This window comes from uncultured Maricaulis sp. (genome assembly GCF_963976135.1).
Taxonomy (GTDB): Bacteria; Pseudomonadota; Alphaproteobacteria; order Caulobacterales; family Maricaulaceae; genus Maricaulis.
In genome coordinates this window covers 18698-36915 of sequence record NZ_CAXBKN010000019.1, presented here as the reverse complement: position 1 = coordinate 36915, position 18218 = coordinate 18698, and the positions used below count along the sequence as shown (strand labels likewise).

Genomic DNA, 18218 nt, shown 5'->3' with positions numbered 1-18218 from the left:
CGCCGGCCGGGATATTGACGGTCAGGGTGCGGTTCTTGCGCACGCGGCCGACGCCATCGCAGTCCTGGCAGGGGGTTTTGACATATTGGCCGCGGCCACCGCACTGCGGGCAGGTCTGTTCCATCGTGAACAGGCCCTGGGAACGGCGGATACGGCCGGCACCATGGCAGGTCGGGCAGGTTTCCAGCTCGGTGCCCGGTTCATTGCCCTGGCCATCACAGCGCTCGCAATTCATCGCCGTCGGCACGGTGATGGTGGTTTCTTTGCCGGTGAAGGCGTCTTCAAGGCTGACTTCGAGATCGAAGCGCAGATCATTGCCGCGCGCCGGCCCGGTATGGCTGCCGCCGCGGCGTCCACCGCCCCGTCCGAAGGCATCGCCGAACACTTGTTCGAAAATATCGGCAAATTCCGCTGCGCCGCCGGCGCCGAACGGCCCCTGGCCGCTATAACCGCCATTGCCGCCCTGTTCAAAGGCCGCATGGCCCATGCGATCATAGGCGGCGCGCTTGTCGCCGTCGGACAGGATGGCATAGGCCTCGCCGACTTCCTTGAATTTGGCCTCGGCAGCATCGTCGCCCGGATTGCGATCCGGGTGAAACTCCATAGCCAGCTTGCGATAAGCGACCTTCAGGGTCTTTTCATCGGCCGACTTGGTCACACCAAGGATTTCGTAGAAGTCACGCTTGCTCATTACATTTCACCTGGTTTCAGCACCAGCACCGCGTTCTGACGCATCTGCCGTGCCAATTCATATCCATTTCGCAGACACAGACCGGCCGCGCCCACTGTTATCCCGGCTTCATGCCGGGTCTCGAGCAGGATCATGCGGGGCCATATGGTGCGGAGCGCATCCCCGAAAAAGGCCTCGAGGACAGTTTCCTCAAAGCCTTCGATATCCATTTTCATGATGTCGACATGGTCGACACCGGCTTCATGCAGGGCCGCGCGCAGGGGCCGCAGACGGATTGTCGTGCCCTGGCCATCGGCCTCGATATGCACTTCGCCGCGATTATGGCCGGACTGGACCAGTACGGCCTCGCCCTCCTCGGCGCCCAGGGCATAGGGCAGAACGGTGACGCAGCCGGCGTTCGAGGCGGCGATATTGAATTCGAGCCGCCGGCGGTTTTCCTCGTCCGGCTCGATCGCCACGGCCTTGATCGGCTGGTCGCAGGCGCTGGCATCCGAGACCGCAGACAGGGTGTAGAAACCGGCATTGGCGCCGGCATCGACGAAGACGAAGTCCTGGCCGGCGGGTTTGGCGGCAATGGCCTCGCGGATCGCGGCCCGTTCGGCATTGTCCCAGGTTTTCGAGCCGGCAAAGACGCGTTTTTCGCAGCGATTGTCGCGCATGTGCAGGCGCGCGAACTGGCCGGGAAACACCTCGACATCGGCGATCTCGCGTCCGCCGGACATCAGGATGCGCCGCACCACCGATTCAGCACCGCGGCGCAGTCCGTCCGTCGGCAGTGTCATCGCCAGTCGGCGCAGCCACTCCTCGCGAGAAGACAGGGCAAAGGCGCCATAGGGCGCAGTCATCGGGTCGGGGTTTGACATGGTTGCGCTCTCAAGTCCGGTGCGGGCCGGCCCCGCCAATGCGGTGCCGGCCCGGATACCGTTTCTTAGGCGTCTTTCTTGGCGTCGTCGTCAACCTCGGAGAACTCGGCGTCGACGACATCGTCATCGGCCTGCTCTTCGGTTTCGCCTTCAGTGCCGCCTTCGCTCTGCTGGGCGGCATAGATGGCCTCGCCGAGCTTCATCGAAGCCTGTACGAGGGCCTGGGTCTTTTGCTGGATGGCTTCGAGATCCTCGCCATCCTTGACGTCCTTCAGCTCGCCAAGGGCCGCTTCGATGGCTTCCTTGTCGGCGGTCGGGACCTTGTCGCCGAACTCCTCGAGCTGTTTCTCGGTCTGGTGCACCATGGCCTCGGCGCCATTCTTGGCTTCGACCAGGGCACGGGCGGCCTTGTCGCTTTCGGCATTGGCCTCGGCGTCCTTGACCATCTGGTCGATGTCGGCGTCGGACAGACCACCGGAGGCCTGGATGCGGATCTGCTGCTCCTTGCCGGTCGCCTTGTCCTTGGCCGAGACATTGACGATGCCGTTGGCATCAATGTCGAAGGTGACCTCGATCTGTGGCAGGCCGCGCGGTGCCGGTGGCAGGCCAACCAGGTCGAACTGACCGAGCAGCTTGTTGTCGGCGGCCATTTCACGCTCGCCCTGCGAGACGCGGATGGTCACGGCGGTCTGATTGTCATCGGCGGTCGAGAAGACCTGGGACTTCTTGGTCGGGATCGTCGTATTGCGCTCGATCAGACGGGTGAAGACACCGCCCAGCGTTTCGATACCCAGCGAGAGCGGGGTGACGTCGAGCAGGAGCACGTCCTTGACATCGCCTTGCAGCACGCCGGCCTGGATGGCGGCGCCCATGGCGACGACTTCATCCGGGTTGACGCCCTTGTGCGGGTCCTTGCCGAAGAAGCCTTTCACGACTTCCTGGACTTTCGGCATGCGCGTCATGCCGCCAACCAGCACGACATCATCGATATCGGCGGCGGTCAGGCCGGCATCCTTGAGCGCCTTCTTGCAGGGCTCGAGGGTGCGCTTGACGAGGTCTTCGACCAGGGCTTCCAGCTTGGCGCGGGAGAGCTTGATATTCAGGTGTTTCGGACCGGAGGCATCGGCAGTGATGAAGGGCAGATTGACTTCATAGCTGGTGGCGGAAGACAGTTCCTTCTTCGCCTTTTCAGCTTCTTCCTTCAGACGCTGCAGGGCCAGCTTGTCCTTGCGCAGGTCGATGGCGTGTTCTTTTTTGAACTCGTCAGCGAGATAACCCACGATACGCATGTCGAAGTCTTCACCGCCGAGGAAGGTGTCGCCATTGGTGGCTTTCACTTCAAACACGCCATCGCCGATTTCCAGCACGGAAACGTCAAACGTACCGCCGCCGAGGTCGAACACGGCAATCGTCTTGCCTTCATTCTTGTCGAGGCCGTAGGCGAGCGCCGCTGCGGTCGGCTCATTGATGATGCGCAGGACTTCAAGCCCGGCAATCTTGCCGGCATCCTTGGTCGCCTGGCGCTGGGCATCGTCGAAATAGGCGGGCACGGTGATGACGGCCTGGTCGACCTTCTCGCCGAGATGCGCTTCGGCGGTCTCTTTCATCTTCTGCAGGATGAAGGCGGAGATTTCCGAAGGCGAATATTTCTTGTCGCGGCCCTGGACCCAGGCGGCGTTGTTTTCCGACGGGACGATCTTGTAGGGCACCATGTCGATGTCCTTCTTGACCGTCGGGTCGTCCATCGTGCGGCCGATCAGGCGCTTGATGGCAAAGAAGGTGAAGTCGGGATTGGTGACAGCCTGGCGACGGGCCGGCTGGCCAATCAGGCGTTCGCCGTCAGCGGAAAACGCGACAACGGACGGGGTGGTGCGGGCGCCTTCGGAGTTTTCAATCACCTTTGCGGTGCCGCCATCCATGACGGATACGCAGGAATTGGTGGTTCCGAGGTCGATGCCGATGACCTTGCTCATAGGTATATTCTCCGTTTTTTTCAGCGGGATCGCCACGCGGACAGGGACCTTGAGACCAAGCATCCATTACCCGGGTTGACTGCCCCCTTCGGGATCGTCGTTGAATGTCCGGCGGAGCCGCCACCGGACGTGGTTCGTGTTCAGCGGGAATAACCCCGCTCTTGGTAGGCGATTTAGGGAGCGGCGGCGGCAAGTGCAAGTGCGGGTTCAGCTACAGCGCAGGCTTTCGCTGATTCCGTGCTATCTTGAGCAGGTGAACGGCAATGCGGTGAAAACGGGAGACGGATATGATCAAAACCGGTTTGAGTCTGATTGCGGCACTTCTACTGTCCGCCGGAATCGCGGCGGCGCAGGAAAGGCCGCTTCCGGAAAGCAATAGCCAGCCCGCGCCGGAGGCCAGCCCGGAGCCGGGACAGGCTCCCCAACCTCGCCCGCAACGCGTGCGCACCGATCGGCAACCCGATGCGTCCGGCCCTGCTCGCCGTCCGGCCGGGCCCGTGACTGACGAGCTGGGCCATGTCTTGGTGCCCGGGGCGGCCGAGACCCCGCCGGCATCGCCCGGGACCGATGACGAACCCGGCCCCGACCCGGAAATGGGCGGCCGCGCCTGATCGGCTGACTGTGCCGCTCTGCCTGTGCCTGCCGCATATTCCGGGTGGCCGGGGCGAGCGGAGTGCGGCAGGTTCAGGCCCATGACTGCATCCTTCTCCCTGCCCGATGGCTTTCGCTATCTGCCCGGCCATTTCGACCGGACCGCCCAGGCGGCGCTGATCGAGGCTGTGATCGCTGCAACCCGCACTGCGCCCTTCTGGCGCCCGGCCATGCCGCGTACCGGCCAGCCGCTCTCGGTGATGATGACGAATTTCGGGCCGCTCGGCTGGGTGACCGACAAGGCAAAGGGCTATCGCTATGAGCCCTGCCACCCGCAAAGCGGTCAGCCCTGGCCCGCCATGCCCGCGGCCCTGCTCCGGCTGTGGCAGGATTTCGCCGGCTATCCGGCATTGCCCGAGGCCTGCCTGGTGAACTGGTATGCGCCGGACAGCCGCATGGGTATGCATATCGACTGGGATGAGGAAGCCACCGATGCGGCGGTGGTCTCGGTCTCCCTCGGCGACAAGGCACGTTTCCGCATTGGCGGGCCCCGGCGCGGCGGCAAGACCGGCTCGATTGTCGTCACCTCGGGCGATGTTGTCGTGCTCGGCGGCGCCGCCCGGCGCTGCTATCACGGCGTCGACCGGATTTATCCCGGCACATCGACCCTGTTGCCGCCGGAGCATTTCCCCGGCGGTGGCCGGATCAATCTGACGCTGAGGCGGGTGAAGCTGGCCTGATCGCAGCGGAAAGATATCGGGCGCCTGGGCGAAATCTTTTTCACCCTTTGCCGGTTTTGCCATGATTTCGACAAGCGCGTGCTATTTTATGATCGTGGCCGTCAGCATCCGGCCACCAAAATGATGCAAGCGATTCACCCGGCGGGGCCGGTTCGGGTCCGCCCAAACAGAGAGACGACATCATGTTTACCAAGATTGTCACGATTTCCCTGACCGCGCTGGCCCTGACGGCCTGTGGTGCGACCACCCAGGGCGCCCTCGCCGGCGGAGCCATGGGCGCTGCAGCTGGTGCCATCATCGGCAATAATACGGGCTCGGGCGATGCCCGGACCGGCGCCATCATTGGCGGCGCTATCGGTGCTGCAGGCGGTGCCTATGCCGGTTGCCGCAGCGAAGGCACTTGTGTGTGGGATCAGAATAATGCCCACCAGTCGCGCCTCTATACCGACCAGCGCACCGGCGGCCAGTATTATTTCGACGATCGTGATGGCTGTTCCTACTGGCGCAATGGCCAGCTGCGCGGCTGCTAGTCTCAGCTGACTGACAAACAGGGGCCCGCCTCTCCGCTCGACGGAGAGGCGGGCCTTTTTTTGCCTGGTGCTAGTGCTGGGCCGGCAGTTCGGGTGGTTCGCCCTCCGAGGGCGGCATGTAGTCGATCGCCGTCATCGGTATCGAGCGGCCATTGGCCTGCACCAGCCTGACATGCTTGCGCCGCAATAGCCGCGGCTCGGCGACGCCGCAGGAATGGGCGATGATCTCGACATGCTCGCGCACGGTATTGGCGTAGTGGGCAACTTTTTCAGACTTTTCCGTGACCACCAGACCACGCTGCAGGCGTTTGTCGTGAGTGGTGACGCCGGTCGGACACGTATTTTTGTGGCATTTCATCGCCTGGATACAGCCCAGCGCGAACATGAAACCGCGGCCGCACTGGATGAAGTCCGCACCGGCGGCCAGCGCCCAGGCAACGGAACCCGGCGTCAGCAGTTTGCCCGAGGCTATAATGCGTATCCGGCCACGCAGCCCGTGCCGCTCAAGGATGGTGACGGCGATCGGCAGGCTTTCGCGGATCGGCAGGCCGACATTGTCCATCAGGGCCATGGGCGCGGCACCGGTGCCGCCATCGCCGCTATCGATGGTGAAGAAATCCGGGGCACTGTCGACGCCGCGCTGCTTTATCTTCAGGCATAATTCCTCGAGCCAGCCATAGGCGCCGATACAGGCCTTGAAACCGACCGGCTTGCCGGTGACCTCGCGTAGATGGGCGATCATGTCGAGCAGGTCTTCGGTATTGGCGACTTCGGGATGGCGATTGGGAGAGATCGAGGCCTGGCCGGCAGGAATCCCGCGGATCGCCGCGATCTCCTCGGTGACCTTCTCTGCCGGCAGAATTCCACCCTTGCCGGGCTTGGCGCCCTGGCTGAGCTTGAGCTCGAACATCTTCACCTGCGGGATGGCGGCGACTTCGCGCAGCTTTTCCTCGGAAAACCCGCCGAGCGCGTTGCGCACACCGTATTTGGCGGTGCCGATCTGGAAGACGATGTCGCAACCGCCATCCAGATGCATTTCGGTCAGCCCGCCCTCGCCGGTATTCATCCAGATCCCGGCCTTGCCCGCGCCGCGTGACAGGGCGCGCACGGCCGGTTTGGACAGGGCGCCATAGCTCATGCCGGAAATATTGAAGAAGGAGGGGGCATCATAGGGTTGGTGCGCCGTCGGCCCGATGCGCAGCGCCTGGGTGGCAGCGGCGTGATCATCGAGCGGCGGAAAGGCGCTATTGGCAAAGATGGCGGTGCCCACCGGGGTGAGTGGTTTGGTCGAGCCGAAGGGTACGGTACCGCCCTCGCCGCGGGCGGAGCGATAGACCCATTCGCGCTCGGCGCGGTTGAAGGGCAATTCCTCGCGATCCATTGCAAAGAAATACTGGCGGAAGAACTCGCCCAGCGTCGTGAACAGGCCGCGGAAACGCCCGACCACGGGGTAATTGCGTCGGATGGCGTCGCTGGTCTGGGTCCGGTCAATGACGAAGAAGACCAGCGCGATCAGCGCCAGCACGCCCAGGGCGAGGATAAACGCCTGGGTCAGCACCGACATCGCCTGCACCGCCCAGTCAGGAAGCCCCATCATGCCGTATTCTCCCGATTCAAAACCGGCGCCATGATGACCCAGCCCGCCGTGCGAGGCGAGGGGCTATAGCGCCGGCTTCGGCCTTCGTGATCCGGCGTGACCGGCCCTATTCCGCGTTCGCCGCTTCCAGCTCCGCTGCAATCGCTTCGGCGCGGTCGATGCGCAGGTCCGGCGTCTGGTCTGTGGCGCCCAGTTCGAGCTGGCCGGCCTTCCATTGCATCGCCATGAAGACACGGGCACGGCCCGACGGGTGATCAAACATGAACCATTCCTCCAGCGCACCGGGCTCGATCTTGCGATAGGAGGACAGGCGCAGCGCCGCGGTCGCGAAACCATCCGGTTCCCGCGCGGCATTGAGACCGAAGATGTCGGCCTCGGCCTCATTGGTGCGGATAATGGTGTTGAAGATCGGCGTCGCGGCAAAGAAGAAAGCCGACAGACAGGCGATCAGCAGCGGCAGTCCGGCGACATCACCGATGCCGGAGACGCCCCAGCTCTGGCCCAGAACACGATTGGTCCAGCCGAACAGGCCATTGGTGATGGCAAAGCCGACCGCCAGCAAGAGGGCGAACATCGCGAACATTTCCCAGAGGTGGTTGAGCACATAATGGCCCATCTCGTGCGCCATCACGGCCATCACCTCGTCGCGATCGGTATTTTCGATCAGCGTATCGGACAGGGCGATACGGGTGGTGTCGAACAGGCCGGCGACATTGGCGGTGATGCGGTTGGACTGGCGCGAGACGTCGAAGACATAGACGTCATCGGCCGGGATACCGTTGGCATGGGCGACCGCGAGGATGTCGTCGCGCAGCTCGCCCGCTTCCATCGGCTGATAATCATTGAAGAGCGGGTCGATATAGACCGGCGACAGGAAAAGCATGAAGCCGAGGAAGGCGACCGACATCGCCGTGCCCCACATCCACCAGCTCGCCTTCGCGATCCGGATGACGGCGTAGAGCAGTGTGATGAAGACTGCGAACATCAGGGTCGAAACCCCGAGATTGATCGCCCATTCGCCCAGCCAGGCCGGCAGACTCATGGTCGAGAGATTGAAGGCGTGCTCGCGGTAAAAGCCTTCATACAGGCTCATCGGGAAAGTCAGGATCGAGGTGATCACGGAGTAGACCGCAGCGAAGCACAGCGTCGTCAGCCAATTGAACTTTACCGCCGCGCGCAGCTTGTCACGCAAGGTTTTCGCGAAACCGGTTTGCAGCAGGATGCCGGCGACGATCAGGCCGATCACGAAATTGGCCAGGATCAGCCAGTAGCCGCCCTCGAAATAGGCGTCAGATCGGGCGCGGGCCGCGCCATCGAGGGTCGCAAGATAGGCCTGGGTTGCTGTTTCCGGATCGAAGGCCGGCGCCGCCTGCAGCGCCAGGCCAGCGAATTGGGTGATGATCATTCTTGTGTCCCCGCATTTTCGCACCGGCACAGGGCGGCGCTCTGGCGGCGATTAGAACGGCGTCATCACCCAATAGGCAAGCGTGAAGGTGAAGTGAGAGCCTGGATCAGGCCTTCATGTCGATGTGACCGCCGGGCTCGCCGCCTTGCGGGGCATCGCCTGCGGGCTGGCCGGCAGAGACGGCGACCATGGCGGCGCGCAAGGTGCGGCCGCCAATCGTGAAGCCGGTCTGCATGGCCGCCGCGATCGTGCCGGCCGGTTGATCGGACGGGATTTGCGCCACGGCCTGGTGCAGATGCGGATCGAAGACATCGCCGGGCTGGGGATCGACCTTGCGCACACCATGGCGTTCCATCTTGGTCAGCATGGAGCGTTCGGTCATCGCCACGCCCTCGATCAGATTCTTCATCGGCTCGGAGGCATTGGTGATGGTGTCTTCATCCACCGCTGCAACGGCGCGCGACAGGCTGTCGGAGATGTCGAGCATGTCCTCGGCGAATTTGGAGACGGAGTATTCGCGGGCATCGCGGACTTCCTTCTCGGCCCGCTTGCGGGTGTTGTCGGCCTCGGCGACGGATCGCAGCAGGCGGTCGCGTGTCGCTTCCAGCTCGGCATTCAGCTTGAAAATGATGTCATCGCGCCCGGCGGGGATATCCTCGGCGGCGTTATTGTCTTCGATTGCGTCGTCGGTCATGGAATCCTCGTTCTCGATGTCCTGAGGCGTGCCGTCGGTGGTATCAGTCATGCTTCTTCACTCTCAAGGTCTGGCGCCGTCCAGGATCTTGCCGACGACGCGGGCGGTATAGTCGACCAGGGGGATAACACGCGCATAGTTCAAACGGGTGGGGCCAATTACACCCAGCGCGCCGACAATCTCCTGATCCCTGTTCATATAGGGAGCCACGATCACACTTGAACCCGACAGGCTGAAGAGCGGGTTCTCGGCACCGATGAAAAGGCGCACGCCCTGGCCGTCACGGGTCCTGTCCAGCAAGGCGATCAGCTCCTGCTTGCGCTCGAGATCGTCGAACAGCATGCGGATGCGTTCAAGATCATCGGCGGCCTCGAGGTTTTCCAGCAGACGGCCCTGGCCGCGCACGATCAGCGAGCGATGCTCGCCGCCACCGCCCCAGTCGGCCAGGCCCTGCTTGACCAGACCCTGGGCTGCGGCATCGAGCTGGGAGCGGTTTTCCGCGATCTCGCGCTCGATATCGAGGCGGGCCTGTTCGAGACTACGCCCGGTCAGGCGCGAGGAGAGGAAATTGCCGGCCTCCACCAGCGTCGCCGGCGGCAGGCCTTCGGGCGCGGTCATCAGCCGGTTCTCGATCGAGCCGTCGGAGAAGACCAGCACGGCAAGGACTTCATGGCGCGAGATCGGCACGAATTCGACATGGCGCAGCGGCGCATCGCGCTTGGGCGTGACGACAAGGCCGGCGCCGCCTGACAGCCCGCCCAGCACGGCGGAGACCTCGTTGAGCAGATCGGGGACGGTGCGGCCGGTGGTGGCGACCCGGCCTTCGATCGCGCCACGCTCGGAAGCATTGAGCTCGCCGACCTGCAACAGCCCGTCCACGAAGAGGCGCAAGCCGGCATGCGTCGGCATGCGGCCGGCACTGGCATGGGGGGCGGAAAGCAAGCCCATCTGGGCGAGATCGGCCATCGTATTGCGGATCGAGGCCGGCGACAGGGAAAGCTTTCCCGCCTGGGCGAGGGTGCGTGAGCCGACCGGACCGCCCGATTGCAGGTAATTCTCGACAATCTCGCGGAAAATATCGCGCATCCGCTCATCGAGGGCGGCCAGGCCGGTCTTGGGTGTCGTGTCGGACATGTCCTTCAATTAGGCCTGACCGCGCCAAGGTTCAATTACCCTGTTCAATTGTCATGCTCTGCGGGTCCATGCCGGCATCTTCGCCGGTGTGAATGCTTGATGCGCGGCGGGATGAGAGCTAGAGCGGCTGTCAAACATCCTGTGGAGACACCTATGAGACCTTTTGGACGCGCCCCCGACGCAATGCGCGAAATCACCCTTGAGCCGGGCGTCTCGCTCTATGCAGAGGGCTCCTGCCTGGCCCGTTTCGGCGGCACCCACGTGCTGTGCACTGCCAGTATCGAGGACAATCTTCCGCCCTGGCTGCGCGGTGGCGGCAAGGGCTGGGTGACCGCCGAATACGGCATGCTGCCGCGCGCCACCCATACGCGTTCGCGCCGCGAAGCCGCCGCTGGCAAGCAATCGGGCCGGACCCAGGAAATCCAGCGCCTGATCGGCCGGTCCCTGCGCGCTGTGGTCGATCTCAAGGCCCTTGGCGAACGCCAGATCACCATCGATTGCGATGTGCTGCAGGCCGATGGCGGCACTCGCACGGCCGCGATCACCGGTGCCTGGGTCGCGCTGAAACAGGCGACCGCCTATCTGATGGAAGAAGGCTTGCTCAAGACCGATCCGGTCTATGGCCAGCTGGCCGCAATTTCCTGCGGCGTCATCGATGGCGAATCCCGCCTCGACCTCGAATACGAGGAAGACCGCCGCGCCGAAGCCGATGCCAATTTTGTCTTGTCGCCCAATGGCGGTATTGTCGAAATCCAGGCAACGGCGGAAGATCGGCCAATCCCTGAAAAGGCGTTCGAGGAATTGTTCGCGCTGGCCCGGGCCGGTGTGAGCGATCTCGGAGCCCTGCAACTGGCGGCGCTCAAGCGCTAGGGCCCAGAGGCGGGTCCCGGATTGGCCGGAAAGGCCGATTTGAGACCCGTCTCGAACTGCTGCTCGAACGCCATCCAGGTATGCCCCGAGACGAAGCGTTGAAAATGAGCTTCGGCGCCGGCGGCCAGGAGGGTTTCGCTGGCCTGTCGGCTGTCTTCCAGAAAAGTGGGTTCGAACTCGCCCGCGCTGATGTAGAAGGCCGGCCCCCCGGCATTGATTGCTGCTGTGTTCATGGCGTTCTCCCAGCCGAATGAGGCGGCCGTGACATGGCCGAAATCAGCGGGATGGAGCAGGCCGGTCGAGATGGCCCATGCGGCCCCGCTTGAAAAGCCGAACAGCATGCGCAGCTCACGGGCTTGCGCCGCATTGTGGTCGCGCACCGTCAGCGGAATGACTTCGTCCATCAGAAAGTCGTTATAGGCTTGGAACCGATCTGGATCGATGCCCCAGAGATATTCCTGGGAGCGCGAATCTGTTCTCGGGGAAAAGCCCTCCAGATTGCCTGTTGGAGCGGGCGCGTTCCAGAGACCGACAAGCATGAGCGGGACAATTTCGCCATGCTGGATGAGCGCGTCCGCGATCGGCGCCAGTCCCGCTACGGCGCGCCCGTCCGCCATATAAACCACGGGCCAGCCGTCTGTCGGGGGCTCGCCGGACGGGGTGTAGATAGTGAGCGTGCGGGTCATGCTCAGTGCGTCGCTGATGACTTCGGCGTCTTCGAGGGTGCCTGACAGGTCAGCCGATTTTGGTGGCTCGGGCGGCGCGTCCGGGCCCCTGTAAATCAGGACCTGTTGCTGGCCGTCGCTGCCGCCCTCCGTCTCGATTCGCGGTGAAACGCTGATGTCGAAAAAGGCTTGTTCGAGATCGGCGACCGCAAAGCGCGCGCCCCAGACTTGTTCACCATCGAGAAGGTCCAGTGATTCCTGAAGAGCGCAACAAAGCCGTGCGGCTTCGCCGCCGGCTGGTCGGCGGGCGGCGATGGCTATGGTCTCCCCGTCGATCCAGTAAGCGGTGTCGGAGCCGGTGAGGTGGGCTTGCGCGGTGGCCAGGGATATGCCGTCCAGAATTCGGCAGAAACTTGAGCCGTCGCTGTCGCAGCTTTGGGTGTCGGGGTGCCTTGGTACGGTATCGTCAGCGTGCGCCGCTGCTGTTGCCAACAAGATTGAGACTGCCAGTGATCGCAACATCATGCCCCCGCTCCATGAAACATCTTTAGGTTACATGAAGGGCTGATTGTGACCAAAGCGTGGCTGGTGAGGTGGCAGATGGTTTGCTCGCGAGGCCAAACCCGGTATCTTCGGCGATGGTGAAGCTTTCGGGCAACGCGCGTTCAGAGCATAGGCAGACGGCGGGAGTGCGCTGGGGGGCAGGAAATGGCCCGCTCGGACTCTCTTGGGAAGGGGTGTACCGTGCAGGCCCACTCCCGCCGTCTGATCCGCCCACCGATCCGGTGAACGAATTCCATTGTCATTGACGCGCCTATCTTGCGGCGTCGCGACCGTCTTCCTCGTCTTCGTCGTCGAATGACAGCAGGTCGCCCGGCTGACATCCCAATTCACGGCACAATGCCTCCAGGGTCGAGAAACGCACGGCCTTGGCCTTGCCCGTCTTGAGGATGGACAGGTTGGCCATGGTGATTCCGACGCGGTCGCAGAGCTCGGTGAGCGACATGCGGCGCTCCAGCAGCATCCGATCGAGGGTGACGCGAATGGGCATATCTGGCGCTCCCCCTAGATCGTCAATTTTTGTTCTTGGCGCATTTTCGCACCTTCGCGGAACACTTCCGCAAACACCAGCAGGGTTACCACAGCGAACCAGGCGCCCAGGCTGATATTCGGCATTACGCCAAGCTCTGCACCGCCGATGACCGGCTCTTCCATGTCCATCAGGGTGAGGATCATGGCGACGGCACCCTGGGTGAGATGGCGCAACACCTGATAGGCGGCGATGGCGATCGCGATCACCTGGAGATGGCGCGCATTTTCCGGCACGAAGGGGTCGCCGGCGATCAGTGTGGCAAAGACCCGGCGCAGGCGGTCGACGACCACCATGGCAGCCACGATCTCTGCGATCAGGAAAGGATAGATCCAGCCCAGTCGCTGCACGACGTCAAACACCTGCGATGCCGGACCGGCCGAATAGCCGAGAATATCCATCAGGAAGGCGGCTGCGGCTGCAACCAGGACCAGCGAGGCGAAGGCCAGCAAGGCCCAACCCAGATACCAGGCGCCGCCCAGTATCAGTCTGAGAATCGATGTTATCGATCCGTGACCCAGCGTTTTCATGCCACCCCTTCCCAAAGTCATTGGGTGGGCCGGCGGCGGGTTGTCCCGCCGCCAGCCTCACCTGATGTCAACCATTACGCGACCATTGGCGCAATAGCGTAGAACGTACCGGCGGCGACTGAAATCAGCAGCACCATATTGATCGCGAATGATGCGAACATACGGAAGCCGGAATTCTCGGACCTGACCATCTGACTGTTTCCTTTGTGTTGAATCGAAACCATTACCGTTGTCATTTCTGCTAACAGGACGATGTCTCCCGTCCTTGTTGATTATCGATAAACGCGAACTGAAAGAGACGCAAGCAAAAAATATCGTTTTTCGATATTAATTTCTCGAAAGCCGATAAAATATCGGTAGGAAATCGGCCATGAGTGATCAGAAAACCTGGGTGTTGGCGAGCCATAATCCCGGAAAAATCAAAGAGTTGCAGGCCCTTCTTGCGAGCAGTGGAATCGCGCTGAAAGGGGCGGCGGGCCTGGGCCTGGATGAACCGAAAGAAACCGAGCCGACATTCGAGGGTAATGCTGCACTGAAGGCAAAAGCGGCCTGGCAGGTCACCGGGCTGACCTGTCTGTCCGATGATTCCGGTCTGTCGGTTGATGCGCTGGGCGGCGAGCCCGGCATATTTTCGGCCCGCTGGGCTGGCGAGGCGCGCGATTTCGCCATGGCGATGCGGCGCGTCCATCATGCCTTGCAGGCCAGTGGCAGCGAGGACCGCACGGCGCGCTTTGTTTGCGTCGTGGCGCTTTGCCGTCCGGATGGGGAGATCGCGCTATATCGCGGTGAAGTGGCGGGCCAGATTGTCTGGCCGCCGCGCGGCGAGGGCGGGTTTGGTTATGACGCCATCTTCCAGCCGCACGGCCATGACCGCACCTTCGCCGAGATGAGCGCCGCCGAGAAGCGCGCACTGAGCCATAGGGGCCGTGCCCTGGCGGCCCTGATGGCGGCGGAATTCGGGCGATGATCCCGCTCGCCGATGCGCTCGGCCTCTATATTCACTGGCCCTATTGCGCCCGGATCTGCCCCTATTGCGATTTCAATGTCTACCGCCCGAAAGGCCAGGAGGATGCCCTGCTCGAGGCGATCCTCGCCGATATGAGCCATTGGCGGACCCGCACCGGCGCGCGGCCTCTGACCAGCCTTCATTTCGGTGGCGGTACGCCCTCCTTGATGACGGGCGCGCAGATCGAACGCCTGGTGAGCCATGCCGAATCCTTGTGGGGCCTGGAGGCGGAGGCCGAGATCGGGCTCGAGGCCAATCCGAACAATGTCGATCACTACGCTGATTTCATTGCTGCCGGGATCAACCGGCTATCGGTCGGGGTGCAGAGCCTTGACGATGCGGCCCTCAAACAGCTCGGCCGCGATCATGACGGAGCGCTGGCGCGGCGCGCGATCGAGCGCGCGATGGCCGTGTGCGAGTGCGTCTCCATCGATATGATCTATGCCCGCGCCGGGCAGACGGCGAAATCCTGGGAGGACGAGCTGCGCGAAATTCTGGCCTTTGGTGCAGGCCATATATCGCCCTACCAGCTGACGATTGAAGCCCGGACTGCCTTTGGCCGCCGCGCGGCGCGTGGCGAGCAGCTCGACAGTCCCGAGGAGCTGGCGGCGGATCTTTATGAACTCACACATGAGATCTGTGAGGCCGCTGGTCTGGCCACTTATGAAATCTCGAACCATGCCCGCTCACCGGCAGACCAGTCGCGTCACAACCGGCTCTATTGGGAGGGGGGCGACTGGATCGGTGTCGGCCCGGGCGCTCACGGGCGTATCGGGTCGGCCAGCGAGACCGGGCGTCTGGCCTGCGAGGCGCGGGCACACCCGAAAGCTTATCTCGACGCGGTCGCGGCCTCGGGCCATGGCCTGGCAAATACTGAAGCGCTCAGCGCCGCCGATGAACGCGCGGAGCGGATATTGATGGGCTTGCGCCTGTCAGAGGGTCTCGATCTTCAGGTCTTGCAGCGCAAGACCGGCCTGACGCTCGACCTGGCCGCATTCGAGCGGCTGAGTTCACAAGGCCTGGTCGAGCGGGTCGCGGGCCGTATCCGATTATTGCCGGCCGGCCGTATCTTCGCCGACCGGATTTCCGGTGAACTCGTTCCGGACGCGGCCTGACGTCTAATAGGCGAGCGGATCGAAGCTGAGTGGCGCCGGTTCGATTTCACGGAAGCCACGCGACTGCACTTCATAAATCGCCAGTCCACGTTCGATCAGACCGGAGTGCGCGAAGCGGAACAGGCCGTCGATTCCGAGGAAGCCTTCAGGGTCCTCGATCGCCTCGCGGCTGAAGCCCAGCTCGCCGCCCTCCAGGTGGGCCGCCAGCGCGATGGCATCATAGCCAAGGCTGGCAATATTCGAGGCTTCGCTGCCATAGGCGGCCTGATAGGACTGCTCAAAGCGCTCATGCGACGCCCGGTCCGGGCCGGCAAACCAGCCGCCATGCAGGGCCGGCTCGCGCAAGAGGTCGTCATCATTCCAAAGGCCGGTCCCCAGGAAGCGAACGACCAGCGGGTCGACCGCCTGCGAGATCAGGAGCGGGCCGAGTGTGCGCAGACGTGTGCTGCCCTCTGGCAACATGACCGCCTGGAAGGGCGCATCGGGAGCGGGAACCCATTCGGACTGGCGCAGGGCCAGCGCTTGTTCCGGCGTGATGGGTTCGAATACGCCGCGCGCCAGCCGCGAGGAGGCACTGGCCATTGCCTCGACATCACCGGTGTAGAAGGCCTCGGCCGCGAGCCGACCGCCGGTCAGCTCGGCATTCTGGCGCAGGGCGTCATTGACGGCCATGCCATAGCGGCTTTGCGGACCAAGATAAGCGTAACGCTGCACGCCCTGGCGCGAGGCGTATTCAATGACGCGGGCGACCTCGAGTTCAGGTGGGAAGCTGAGCAGATAGACGCCATTGCCAGCGGTGTTGGTGTCGGTGGAGAAGGCAATGACAGGAATATTCGCGCGGCGCGCGATCTGGCCAACCACGGTGACAGACTGTCCGAAAAGCGGTCCGACGATCAGGTCGGCGCCGTCTTCGAACGCCGCCATGGCCGCCGCACGGGCCCCTTCGGCCGTGCCCTGTGTGTCCTTGGGGATCAGCAGGAGATTGCTGCCGGCGCGCTCGAACAGGGCCAGTTCGGCCGCGCGCAGCAGACGCAGGGACTCGGCACGGGCTCCGGCGCTCTCACTCGAAAACGGCAGCAGGATCGCGACGCGTGCCGTGTCCCGGCCCTCCATGTGGGGCGGGACGAGGCCAACGGCTTCGTCGATGACGGGCTGCTCGACCGGCTGGACCGGAGCGGTGGTCTCCGGCGGCAATTCGACGACGACCGGTGGTGGCGGCGGGGTCGATGTCGTGCCGCAGGCACTGAGTGTCAGTGCCGCGATGATCGCGAACAGGCGCACGCCGCCTTTTTGTGTCATTCTCCCTGCGGCGCCAAACACGCGCAGTGCTACATCTGATGTCATGACTCAATCACCCAAGGATTTTCAGCCCGAAGCTATCCGCCCTGCACGCGGCGGGCAAGCGCTAGCGCCCGGCCTTTATCTGGTCGCGACCCCGATCGGCAATTTGCGCGACGTGACCTTGCGTTGCCTTGACGTGCTGGCCGGGGCTGATCGCGTGCTGGCCGAGGATACCCGTGTCACCCGGCGTCTGCTCGATGCCTATGGCATTGAGGCCAGGCTGCAGCCCTATCATGATCACAATGGCGACAAGGTCCGGCCGCGAGTGCTTGAGGCGATCGCTGCCGGGGAGATCATCGCCCTGGTCTCGGATGCCGGAACGCCGCTCGTGTCTGATCCGGGCTACAAGCTTGCCCATGCGGTGATCGAGGCCGGCTTGATGGTGACGGCGATCCCCGGTGCTTCCGCCGTACTCAGTGCCTTGTGCGTGGCTGGCCTGCCGACCGACTGCTTCACCTTTGCCGGCTTTCCGCCGCCCAAGGCGGCGGCCCGGGAAGCCTGGCTAAAACCCTTCCGCGAAATTCGCGGTTCTCTCGTGATCTATGAAGGGGCCTCGCGGCTGGCCGCTTCACTGGCCAGCATGGCGAAAGTCCTGGGCACACGGCAGGCGGCGGTCTGCCGCGAGCTGACCAAATTCCACGAGGAAGTGCGCCGTGGCTCGCTCGAGGAGCTCGCGGCGCATTATGACGAGGCCGGTTCGCCGCGGGGGGAAATGGTGATCGTGGTCGGTCCCGGTCCCGAGGATCATTGGGATGAGGCGCGCATTGATGCGGCGCTGGGGCAGGTGATGGCCGAAATGCGTATCAAGGACGCCGCCGCCCGGATCGCCGACGTTTCCGGCTGGAGCAAGCGCGATGTCTATGCCCGCGCCCTGCTGCTCAAGGGGGATGGCGGGCCGGGAGACAAGGCGTGACGGCGCCGCGCCGGGCTGCTGAATCCCGCGGCCGCTGGGCCGAACGGCTGGCGATGCTCTGGCTGAGCTGCAAGGGCTATCGCCTGCTCGACCATCGCGCCCGCACGGCGGCCGGCGAGATCGATCTGGTCGCGACCCGCGGCGACTACCTCGTTTTTGTCGAGGTCAAGGCTCGCCGAACCCTGACCGCCGCGCTGGAATCCTTCGGCGATCGTCAGCGCCGCCGCATCATCCGCGCTGCCTCGCTCTGGCGGGCCCGGCATCGTGGATTTGAACATCTGCATATGCGTTATGACCTGTTTCTGGTCGCCGCCGGCCGCTGGCCGCAGCATCGCCGCGCGGCCTGGATTCCCGAAACCCGCGAGGCTCTCGATCTTCTGTAGGAAACAGCCTAGCTTGGCGGCGTGCAGGCCGATGCCTGCTCCGAAAGATTGTGCGGATCGCCCGATCCGCGTCCCAGACCGACAGGA

19 protein-coding genes are annotated in these 18218 nt (G+C 63.6%); 8 read left to right on the top strand and 11 right to left on the bottom strand.

From position 1 onward, the window contains the following. The 3 genes from AAC023_RS04315 to dnaK all read right to left on the bottom strand — a co-directional run. Window positions 1-691 (bottom strand): DnaJ domain-containing protein (locus AAC023_RS04315; protein WP_339738488.1); only part of this gene is annotated, 691 nt, incomplete at its 3' end. Then, window positions 691-1554 carry an FkbM family methyltransferase gene (locus AAC023_RS04310; protein WP_339738486.1) on the bottom strand — a complete coding sequence of 288 codons (864 nt, stop codon included), beginning with the start codon at window positions 1552-1554 and terminating at the stop codon, window positions 691-693. The genes AAC023_RS04315 and AAC023_RS04310, both read right to left, overlap by 1 nt. A gap of 65 nt (window positions 1555-1619) precedes the next feature. Next, complete coding sequence (gene dnaK, locus AAC023_RS04305; protein ID WP_339738484.1) at window positions 1620-3590, bottom strand: molecular chaperone DnaK; 1971 nt, start codon at window positions 3588-3590, stop codon at window positions 1620-1622. Window positions 3591-3814: 224 nt separating this feature from the next. Between dnaK and AAC023_RS04300 the strand changes: the two genes are divergently transcribed. The 3 genes from AAC023_RS04300 to AAC023_RS04290 all read left to right on the top strand — a co-directional run bounded on the left by AAC023_RS04300 (window position 3815) and on the right by AAC023_RS04290 (window position 5388). Continuing rightward, on the top strand, window positions 3815-4138 hold the full coding sequence (locus AAC023_RS04300) for a hypothetical protein (RefSeq protein ID WP_339738482.1): 324 nt from the start codon (window positions 3815-3817) through the stop codon (window positions 4136-4138). A gap of 81 nt (window positions 4139-4219) precedes the next feature. Next, a complete protein-coding gene (locus tag AAC023_RS04295; protein WP_339738480.1) occupies window positions 4220-4858 on the top strand; it encodes an alpha-ketoglutarate-dependent dioxygenase AlkB in 639 nt (212 codons plus the stop codon). 182 nt (window positions 4859-5040) lie between these two features. After that, window positions 5041-5388 carry a hypothetical protein gene (locus AAC023_RS04290; RefSeq protein ID WP_339738478.1) on the top strand — a complete coding sequence of 116 codons (348 nt, stop codon included), beginning with the start codon at window positions 5041-5043 and terminating at the stop codon, window positions 5386-5388. A 70-nt stretch (window positions 5389-5458) separates the two neighbouring features. Here the strand turns inward: AAC023_RS04290 and AAC023_RS04285 are convergent, their stop codons facing one another. The 4 genes from AAC023_RS04285 to hrcA form a co-directional block, all read right to left on the bottom strand. After that, the gene (locus AAC023_RS04285) at window positions 5459-6985 is read right to left on the bottom strand and encodes an FMN-binding glutamate synthase family protein (protein ID WP_339738476.1); all 1527 of its coding nucleotides are present in this window, start codon (window positions 6983-6985) and stop codon (window positions 5459-5461) included. A gap of 106 nt (window positions 6986-7091) precedes the next feature. Beyond that, window positions 7092-8390, bottom strand: coding sequence for a M48 family metallopeptidase (locus tag AAC023_RS04280; protein ID WP_339738474.1), 1299 nt, complete (start codon window positions 8388-8390; stop codon window positions 7092-7094). 106 nt (window positions 8391-8496) lie between these two features. After that, window positions 8497-9135 (bottom strand): nucleotide exchange factor GrpE, encoded by a 639-nt coding sequence (grpE, locus tag AAC023_RS04275; protein ID WP_339738472.1) that lies wholly within the window; start codon window positions 9133-9135, stop codon window positions 8497-8499. 12 nt (window positions 9136-9147) lie between these two features. Continuing rightward, window positions 9148-10218 (bottom strand): heat-inducible transcriptional repressor HrcA, encoded by a 1071-nt coding sequence (hrcA, locus tag AAC023_RS04270; protein ID WP_339738470.1) that lies wholly within the window; start codon window positions 10216-10218, stop codon window positions 9148-9150. A 153-nt stretch (window positions 10219-10371) separates the two neighbouring features. Between hrcA and rph the strand changes: the two genes are divergently transcribed. Beyond that, window positions 10372-11088 carry a ribonuclease PH gene (gene rph, locus AAC023_RS04265; RefSeq protein ID WP_339738468.1) on the top strand — a complete coding sequence of 239 codons (717 nt, stop codon included), beginning with the start codon at window positions 10372-10374 and terminating at the stop codon, window positions 11086-11088. Here rph and AAC023_RS04260 read toward each other — a convergent pair. From AAC023_RS04260 to AAC023_RS04250, 3 genes are all read right to left on the bottom strand, one after another. After that, the gene (locus AAC023_RS04260) at window positions 11085-12278 is read right to left on the bottom strand and encodes an alpha/beta hydrolase-fold protein (RefSeq protein ID WP_339738466.1); all 1194 of its coding nucleotides are present in this window, start codon (window positions 12276-12278) and stop codon (window positions 11085-11087) included. The two genes, rph and AAC023_RS04260, sit on opposite strands and share 4 nt — an antisense overlap. A gap of 289 nt (window positions 12279-12567) precedes the next feature. Next, window positions 12568-12804 (bottom strand): helix-turn-helix transcriptional regulator, encoded by a 237-nt coding sequence (locus AAC023_RS04255; RefSeq protein ID WP_339738464.1) that lies wholly within the window; start codon window positions 12802-12804, stop codon window positions 12568-12570. A 14-nt stretch (window positions 12805-12818) separates the two neighbouring features. Further along, entirely contained in the window at window positions 12819-13373 is a 555-nt protein-coding gene (locus AAC023_RS04250; RefSeq protein WP_339738462.1) for a DUF2975 domain-containing protein, read from the bottom strand. Between the two features lie 370 nt (window positions 13374-13743). On the opposite strand from AAC023_RS04250, the gene rdgB reads away from it, so the two are divergent. Together rdgB and hemW are read left to right on the top strand one after the other, a co-directional pair. After that, window positions 13744-14340, top strand: coding sequence for an RdgB/HAM1 family non-canonical purine NTP pyrophosphatase (gene rdgB, locus AAC023_RS04245; RefSeq protein WP_339738460.1), 597 nt, complete (start codon window positions 13744-13746; stop codon window positions 14338-14340). Then, window positions 14337-15494: a radical SAM family heme chaperone HemW gene (gene hemW, locus AAC023_RS04240; RefSeq protein WP_339738458.1), complete on the top strand. Its 1158-nt coding sequence runs from the start codon at window positions 14337-14339 to the stop codon at window positions 15492-15494. Before rdgB ends, hemW begins: the two co-directional genes overlap by 4 nt. 3 nt (window positions 15495-15497) lie before the next feature. Here the strand turns inward: hemW and AAC023_RS04235 are convergent, their stop codons facing one another. After that, window positions 15498-16838 (bottom strand): penicillin-binding protein activator, encoded by a 1341-nt coding sequence (locus AAC023_RS04235; protein ID WP_339738456.1) that lies wholly within the window; start codon window positions 16836-16838, stop codon window positions 15498-15500. Between AAC023_RS04235 and rsmI the strand changes: the two genes are divergently transcribed. Beyond that, window positions 16837-17748 (top strand): 16S rRNA (cytidine(1402)-2'-O)-methyltransferase, encoded by a 912-nt coding sequence (rsmI, locus tag AAC023_RS04230; RefSeq protein WP_339738454.1) that lies wholly within the window; start codon window positions 16837-16839, stop codon window positions 17746-17748. The genes AAC023_RS04235 and rsmI overlap by 2 nt on opposite strands. Next, window positions 17745-18131, top strand: coding sequence for a YraN family protein (locus AAC023_RS04225; RefSeq protein ID WP_339738452.1), 387 nt, complete (start codon window positions 17745-17747; stop codon window positions 18129-18131). The genes rsmI and AAC023_RS04225 overlap by 4 nt, the downstream gene beginning before the upstream one ends. Window positions 18132-18218 lie beyond the last annotated feature (87 nt).

Coding starts and splice junctions, on each gene's coding strand:
- AAC023_RS04310 (WP_339738486.1), bottom strand. CDS start 1,554: ATGTCAAACCCCGACCCGATGACTGCGCCCTATGGCGCCTTTGCCCTG.
- dnaK (WP_339738484.1), bottom strand. CDS start 3,590: ATGCTTGGTCTCAAGGTCCCTGTCCGCGTGGCGATCCCGCTGAAAAAA.
- AAC023_RS04300 (WP_339738482.1), top strand. CDS start 3,815: ATGATCAAAACCGGTTTGAGTCTGATTGCGGCACTTCTACTGTCCGCC.
- AAC023_RS04295 (WP_339738480.1), top strand. CDS start 4,220: ATGACTGCATCCTTCTCCCTGCCCGATGGCTTTCGCTATCTGCCCGGC.
- AAC023_RS04290 (WP_339738478.1), top strand. CDS start 5,041: ATGTTTACCAAGATTGTCACGATTTCCCTGACCGCGCTGGCCCTGACG.
- AAC023_RS04285 (WP_339738476.1), bottom strand. CDS start 6,985: ATGATGGGGCTTCCTGACTGGGCGGTGCAGGCGATGTCGGTGCTGACC.
- AAC023_RS04280 (WP_339738474.1), bottom strand. CDS start 8,390: ATGATCATCACCCAATTCGCTGGCCTGGCGCTGCAGGCGGCGCCGGCC.
- grpE (WP_339738472.1), bottom strand. CDS start 9,135: ATGACTGATACCACCGACGGCACGCCTCAGGACATCGAGAACGAGGAT.
- hrcA (WP_339738470.1), bottom strand. CDS start 10,218: ATGTCCGACACGACACCCAAGACCGGCCTGGCCGCCCTCGATGAGCGG.
- rph (WP_339738468.1), top strand. CDS start 10,372: ATGAGACCTTTTGGACGCGCCCCCGACGCAATGCGCGAAATCACCCTT.
- AAC023_RS04260 (WP_339738466.1), bottom strand. CDS start 12,278: ATGATGTTGCGATCACTGGCAGTCTCAATCTTGTTGGCAACAGCAGCG.
- AAC023_RS04255 (WP_339738464.1), bottom strand. CDS start 12,804: ATGCCCATTCGCGTCACCCTCGATCGGATGCTGCTGGAGCGCCGCATG.
- AAC023_RS04250 (WP_339738462.1), bottom strand. CDS start 13,373: ATGAAAACGCTGGGTCACGGATCGATAACATCGATTCTCAGACTGATA.
- rdgB (WP_339738460.1), top strand. CDS start 13,744: ATGAGTGATCAGAAAACCTGGGTGTTGGCGAGCCATAATCCCGGAAAA.
- hemW (WP_339738458.1), top strand. CDS start 14,337: ATGATCCCGCTCGCCGATGCGCTCGGCCTCTATATTCACTGGCCCTAT.
- rsmI (WP_339738454.1), top strand. CDS start 16,837: ATGACTCAATCACCCAAGGATTTTCAGCCCGAAGCTATCCGCCCTGCA.
- AAC023_RS04235 (WP_339738456.1), bottom strand. CDS start 16,838: ATGACATCAGATGTAGCACTGCGCGTGTTTGGCGCCGCAGGGAGAATG.